This is a genomic window from Microbispora sp. H10670 (genome assembly GCF_014161385.1).
In the GTDB taxonomy this organism is placed as follows: domain Bacteria; phylum Actinomycetota; class Actinomycetes; order Streptosporangiales; family Streptosporangiaceae; genus Microbispora; species Microbispora triticiradicis.
On sequence record NZ_JABBWW010000031.1, the window covers coordinates 63,413 to 70,642 of the forward strand.

The window sequence follows — 7,230 nt, forward strand, 5'->3', positions numbered from 1 at the left end:
CTCAGTTCGACCCGGACAACGCCGCGCGCACAAGGTCGCTGACCGTCATGTCGTTGATTTCCTGCATCGTCGGCAGGCTCGGCTCCGCCTGCCCCTCCTCCGGAGACGCCTCGTCGGGCAGGCCGGGCAGCAACTCCTCCCGCAGGTAGCCGGACAGCTCCCGCGGGTTCGGATAGTCGAACATCAGCGTCGCCGGCAGCCGCAGCCCGGTGGCCGCCGACAGCCGGTTGCGCAGTTCGATCGCGGCCAGCGAGTCCAGGCCCAGCTCGGTGAAGCCCCTGGCGACGTCGATCGCGTCCGGGTCGGCGTGCCGCACGGCCGCCACCTCCGCCCGCACCAGGTCGAGCAGGATCCGGTCCCGGTCGGCCGGTCCGGCGTCCGCCAGCCGCTCGGCGAGGGTCCGCTCCGCCGGCCGCGCCGCCTCGGACCGCGCCTTCGCGGGGACGAAACCGGCCAGCATGGGCGGGACGGACTCCGCGGCGGCGAGCGCGGCCCGGTCGAGCCGGAGCGGCACCAGCACCGCGTCCGGCCGGGTCAGCGCGGCGTCGATCAGCGCCAGCCCGTCCTCGGTGGACAGGGCGGGCATGCCGAGCGCGGCCATCCGGCGCTCCTCCGACTCCCCGTCGACGGCCTCGCCGCCGAGCCCGGTCCGCGTCGCCCAGAGCGGGAAGGCCAGCGACGTCGCCGGCCGCCCGGAGGCCGCCCGATGGGCGGCGAGGGCGTCGAGGAAGCGGTTGGCCGCGGCGTAGTTGCCCTGCCCGGCGCCGATCAGCAGTCCGGCGAACGAGGAGAACAGCACGAAGGCGGTCAGATCGGCGTCGGCGGTGAGCTCGTGCAGGTGCCAGGCGCCGTCGACCTTGGGCCGCAGCACCGCCTCGACCTGCGCGGGCGTCAGCGACCCGATCAGCGCGTTGTCCATCACGCCGGCCGCGTGGACCACCGCGCGCAGCGGCCGGTCCGGCGGGATCGCGGCGAGCACGCCGGCCAGCGCGGCCCGGTCGGCCACGTCGCACGCCGCGATCGTCACCTCCGCGCCGAGGCCGGTCAGCTCGCGCTCCAGGCGCCGCGCCTCCTCGGTGTCCCGGCCGCGGCGGCTGGTCAGCAGCAGGTGCCGCACGCCGTGCGCGGTGACGAGGTGCCGGGCGAGGTGCGCGCCGAGGCCGCCGGCGCCGCCGGTGACGAGCACGGTGCCGTCCGGGTCCCACGGCGGCGTCTCGCGGTCCGCGGTCGCCGGGGCCAGGCGGGGAACGCGGGCGACGCCCTGCCTCAGCATGATCTCCGCCTCCCCGGACCGGATCGCGGGCAGCAGCACGGCCGTCGACGCCGGGGTACCGTCGGTGTCGACGAGCACGAACCGGCCCGGGTTCTCCTGCTGGGCCGCGCGGACCAGGCCCCAGACCGGCGCGTGGGCCAGCCCGTCGGTCCCGTCCGCGTCGCCGACGGCGTGCCTGGTGAGGATCACCAGCCGGGAGGCGGCGAGGCGCTCGTCCGCCAGCCAGGAGCGCAGCACGTCCAGCACCTCGTGGACGGCCGCCCGCGTCCGCACGGGGACCTCGGCGGGCTCGGCGAGGCACTGGTGGATCACCAGGTCGGGCACGGGGGCTCCGGCGTCGATCGCCGACACCAGGGCGGCGAGGCCGTCGTGCGCGCCAGCGGCACGCCGCGCGAGACCGAAGTGGTCGGCCCCGGCCAGCACCGGTGCGGTCCCGGCCGTCGCCCCCTCCAGCGGCAGATCGCGCCATTCGAGCCGCAGGACCGACCCGCCCCGGGGGTCGCCGCCGGCCGTCCCGGTCACCTCCCGCGCGGCGAGCCGCCGCACCGTGGCGACCGTACGGCCCCTGTCGTCGGCCAGCGTCATGGTGGACAGTTCGTCGCCGCGCAGCCTGCGGATGTGCACCCGCAGCGCGGCGGCGCCACCCGTGTGCAGGGTCGTGCCGGTCCAGGCGAACGGGATGACCGTGCGGCCTTCCCGCAGGCCCTGCTCGTCCAGCAGGTCGGCGTGGAAGGTCGCGTCGAGCAGCGCCGGGTGCAGGCCGAACCTCCGCGCGTCGGCCGCGGCCCGCTCGGGCAGGGCGACCTCGGCGTAGACGTCGTCGCCGTCGCGCCAGGCCGCGCGCAGCCCCTGGAACGCCGGGCCGTACTCGTATCCGCGGGCGGCCAGCAGGTCGTAGCCGCCGGTGATCGCCGTCTCGGCGGCGCCGGGCGGCGGCCACTGGGTGAGATCGGCGGCGGCCTCGGCGAGGGCGGGATCGTCCTCGGCGGTGAGCGTGCCGGTCGCGTGCCGCGTCCACCCGCCGCCGTCCTCCGGCCGGGTGTGGATGTGGATCACCCGCGCCCCGGCGGAGTCCGGCGGTTCCACGGTGACCTGCAGCGCCAGTGCGCCGCGGCCGGGCACGACGAGCGGCGCCTCCATGATCAGCTCGGCGACCGTGCCGCAGCCCACCTCCTGACCGGCGCGCAGGGCGAGCTCGACCAGGCCGCTGCCGGGCAGCAGGATCCGGCCCCGCACCCGGTGGTCGGCCAGCCAGGGCTGGGTGGCCGTGGACAGCCGCCCGGTCAGCACCACCCGGTCGTCGGGCATGGCCACGACGGCCGACAGCAGCGGATGCGTGGACGCCTGCTGGCCGAGCCCGGTCGCGTCGGCGGCGACCTGCGGCGCGTCGAGCCAGAACCGGCTGTTCTCGAAGGGATAGGTCGGCAGGTCCACCGGCCGTGCGCCGGTTCCGGCGAAGAACGCCCGCCAGTCGACGGGGACGCCGCCGGAGTGCAGGCTGGCGAGCGCGGTCAGGACGGCGGCCGGCTCGGGCCGGTCGCGCCGGGCGGTGGCCGTGAACAGCGCGGTGTCCGGCGCGCTCCGCTGGGCCAGGGCGGTGAGCACGCCGTCCGGGCCGAGTTCGGTGAAGCGGGTGACGCCCGCCGCCGCCAGGGCCGAGACGGCCGCGGCGAAGCGGACCGGGCGCCGGACCTGGTCGACCCAGTAGTCCGCGGTGCACAGCTCCGCGCCGACGACCTCGCCGGTGACCGTCGAGACGACCGGAATCGCCGGGGCCGTGTACGTGAGCGACGCGGCGACCGCGCGCAGGCCGTCCAGCATCGGCTCCATGAGCGGCGAGTGGAAGGCGTGCGAGACCCGCAGCCGGGTGGTCTTGCGTCCCGCCGCCGCCAGCTCGGCCGCGATGGCGAGCACCTCGGCCTCGTCGCCGGAGAGCACGACCGAGTCGGGCGCGTTGACCGCGGCGATGCCGGCCCGGCCGGTCAGCAGTGGTGTCACCTCGTCCTCGGTGGCCGCGACCGCGACCATCGCGCCACCGGGCGGCAGTGCCTGCATCAGCGCGCCGCGGGCCGCCACCAGCGCGGCGGCGTCGGGAAGGGAGAGCACCCCGGCGACGTGGGCCGCGGCGAGCTCGCCGATCGAGTGCCCGGCGAGGTAGTCGGGCCGCACCCCCCAGGATTCGAGCAGCCGGTAGAGCGCCACCTCCAGCGCGAACAGGCCGCTCTGGGCGTACACCGTCTGGTTCACCAGATCGCCGTCCTCGCCCCACAGCACCTCGCGCAGCGGCCGGTCACCGTGGTGATCGGGCTGCCGGTCCAGGTGCCGGTCGAGGTGACGGTCCAGTTCGGCGAGCACGGCGTCGAACGCCTCGGCGAAGACCGGGAACGCCTCGTACAGCTCGCGGCCCATGCCGGGACGCTGGCTGCCCTGCCCGGTGAACAGGAACGCGGTCTGCCCGCCGGTGCCGGTCACTCCGGTGACGAGATCGGCCACGCCGGGGTCGACGGTGTCCGCGGCGGCAAGCGCGGCCAGGCCGCGCTCCGCCGCGGCGCGCCCGTCGGCGAGCACCACCGCGCGGTGGGCGTGCGCGGCCCGGCCGGTGGCCAGTGAGTAGCCGACGTCGCGAAGGTCCAGCTCCGGCTGGAGCTCCAGATGATTCAGGAGCTGGCCCGCCTGGGCGCGCAGCGCCCGCGGGGTCCGGCCGGAGACCACCAGAGGCACGATCGGCAGGCCGGCGGGACCGGACGACGGCGTCTCCTCAGCCGAGGACTCCTCGGCCGGCGCCTGCTCCAGGATCAGGTGCGCGTTGGTGCCACTGAGCCCGAACGACGACACCGCCGCCCGGCGCGGCCTGCCCTCCTCGGGCCAGGCCACCGGCTCGGTGAGCAGCCGCACCTGACCGGAGTCCCAGTCCACCTGCGGCGACGGCTGGTCCACGTGCAGGGTGCGCGGCGCCGTCCCCGCCCGCATCGCCATCACCATCTTGATCACACCGGCCACGCCGGCCGCCGCCTGGGTGTGCCCGATGTTCGACTTCACCGACCCCAGCCACAACGGCCGCTCCCGGCCCTGCCCGTACGTCGCGATGATCGCCTGAGCCTCGATCGGGTCACCCAGCGTCGTCCCCGTGCCGTGGCCCTCGACCACGTCCACGTCAGCCGGGGAAAGACCGGCCGCCGCCAGCGCCTGCCCGATCACCCGCTGCTGCGACGGACCGTTCGGCGCCGTCAACCCATTCGACGCACCATCCTGGTTCACCGCAGAACCACGGATCACCCCCAGCACCCGATGCCCACGCCGCCGCGCATCCGACAACCGCTCAAGCACCAGCAGACCGGCGCCCTCGCCCCACGCGGTGCCGTCGGCCCCTCCGGCGTACGACTTGCACCGGCCGTCGGCGGCCAGCCCCCGCTGGCGGCTGAAGTCGACGAACACCTCCGGCGTCGGCATGACCGTGACACCTCCGGCCAGCGCCAGGTCGATCTCGCCGCGTTGCAGCGCCTGGTGGGCCATGTGCACCGCCACCAGCGACGACGAGCACGCGGTGTCCACGGTGATGGCCGGGCCCTCCAGGCCGAAGGCGTACGCGACGCGCCCGGAGGCGACGCTGGCGGCGCTGCCGTTGCCGAGGTAGCCGGCCAGCTCCTCGGGGACCTCGCGCAGCCTGCTGGCGTACTCGTGGTACATCACCCCGGCGTAGACGCCGGTGCGGCTGCCGCGCGCGGCCCTCGGGTCGATGCCCGCCCGCTCGAACGCCTCCCAGGCCGTCTGCAGCAGCAGCCGCTGCTGCGGGTCCATGGCCAGCGCCTCGCGCGGCATGATGCCGAAGAACTCGGGGTCGAACTCGGCGGCGTCGTACAGGAACCCGCCCCGGCGGGTGTAGGTCTTGCCGGGCACACCCGGTTCCGGGTCGTAGACGCCGTCGTCCCAGCCGCGGTCGGCGGGGAACTCGCCGATCGCGTCGACGCCGTCGGCGACCAGCCGCCACAGGTCCTCGGGCGACCGTACGCCGCCGGGGTAGCGGCAGGCCATGCCGACGATCGCGATCGGCTCGTCCGCGACCGGCTCCGCGGCGCGGGTGGCCGGGACGTCCGCGGTGGCTCCACCGGCCCGGTCCGCCACGCCGTCGCCCATCAGGGCGGCCAGGCGGTCGGCGAGGTGCGCGGCGACCGCGCGCGCGGTGGGGTGGTCGAAGACCAGCGTCGCGGGCAGCGTGAGCCCGCTCGACGCGCCCAGCCGGTTGCGGAACTCCATCGCGGCCAGCGAGTCGAAGCCGAGGTCGGTGAACGGGCGGTCCGGGTCGATCTCGCCGGACCCGGCGTGGCCGAGCACCGCCGCCACGTCCACGCGTACGAGGTCGAGCAGGATCCGGTCGCGGTCGGCTGCCGGTCGGCCGGCCAGGCGCTCGGCGAGGGCGTTGCCGGCCGCCGGCTTCGTGACCGCCTGCGCCTTGGCGCGGGCGGCGAAGGCGCGCAGCGGCGCGGGCAGTTCGTCGGTACGGGCGCGCAGGGCGGCCCGGTCCAGCTTGATCGGCAGTTGCACCGGGTCCGTGCCGCGCAGCGCGACGTCCAGCAGCGCGAGGCTCTCGTCTGCCGACAGCGGCGTGATGCCCTGCCGTTCGATGCGGGCGACGTCGCTCTCGCTGAGCCCCTCCGCCATTCCGGCGCCGGTCCACAGGTGCCACGGCAACGAGAGGGCGGGCAGGCCGTGGGCGTGCCGGTGGGCCGCCAGGCCGTCGAGGAAGGCGTTGGCCGCGGCGTAGTTGCCCTGGCCCGCGCCCGCCAGCGTGCTCGCGGTGCTGGAGAACAGGACGAAGGCGCTGAGGTTCCGGTCGCGGGTCAGTTCGTGCAGGTGCCAGGCGGCGTCGGCCTTGGGCGCGAAGACGGTGTCCAGACGGTCCGGGGTCAGCGACTCGATCAGCCCGTCGTCCAGCACCCCGGCCGCGTGGACCACCGCCGTCAGATCCGGCACCTCCTCCAGCAGCCGCGCCACCGCCTCCCGGTCGGCCACGTCACAGGCCACGACCCGCACCTGGGCGCCCAACTCGGTCAGCTCCGCCGCCAGCAGATCGGCCCCGGGCGTGTCCGGGCCGCGACGCCCGGCCAGCACCAGCGACCGCACCCCGTGCGCCGTCACCAGATGCCGCGCCACCCGCGCCCCGACCCCACCGACACCGCCGGTCACCAGCACCGCCCCAGCACCGAAACCCACCGGCACCGAGCCAGAAGCCGCCTGCTCGGAACCGGAAGCCACCTGCTCGGCATCGGAGGTCGCCGGCTGGGAGCCTGAAACCACCCGAGCGGAGCCGGGGGTCGCCGGCTGGTTGTCGGGGGTCACCACGGCCAGGCGCGGGACCCGCACCTGGCCCGCCCGGATCAGCAGTTCGGGCTCACCGGCGGCAACCGCCGCGGCCAGCACCGCCTCCGACTCCGCGCTGCCGTCGATGTCGGCCAGCACGAACCGGCCCGGGTTCTCCTGCTGGGCCGCGCGGACCAGGCCCCACACCGGCGCCGCCGACACGTCCACGTCCTCACCCGGCAGCCCCACCGCACCCCGCGTGACCACCACCAACGGCCCACCAGGCTCCGGAACGGCCACCTGCTCCTGCACCCGCTCCAGCACCCCGGCCACCACCGACCGCATCCCCGAAAGCGTCTCCGGGGCACCGGTGACGTCCAGGCGGGTGAACTCCGGCTTACCCGCGGCCGGCTGGGCCGGGGCAGTGGCCGGGGCGGGGACCCAGTCGACCCGGTAGACCCGCTCCCCCACCGACTGCGCCGACATCGCCCGGCACACATACGACTCCACCGACGCCACCGGAGCACCGGAAGCGTCGGCGATCTGCAACGCCACCGCGTCCCCCGCCACGTCCGCCACCGGAGCGATCCGCACCCGCACCAGCGACGCCCCCGCCGCGAACACACTCACCCCGCCGAACGCGAACGGCAACCGCACCG

1 protein-coding gene is annotated in these 7,230 nt (G+C 76.0%); it reads right to left on the minus strand.

Going from position 1 to position 7,230, the window contains the following annotated elements:
- Position 1: 1 nt before the first annotated feature.
- Positions 2 to 7,201 (minus strand): type I polyketide synthase, encoded by a 7,200-nt coding sequence (locus HHX33_RS30275; protein ID WP_220502371.1) that lies wholly within the window; start codon positions 7,199 to 7,201, stop codon positions 2 to 4.
- Positions 7,202 to 7,230 lie beyond the last annotated feature (29 nt).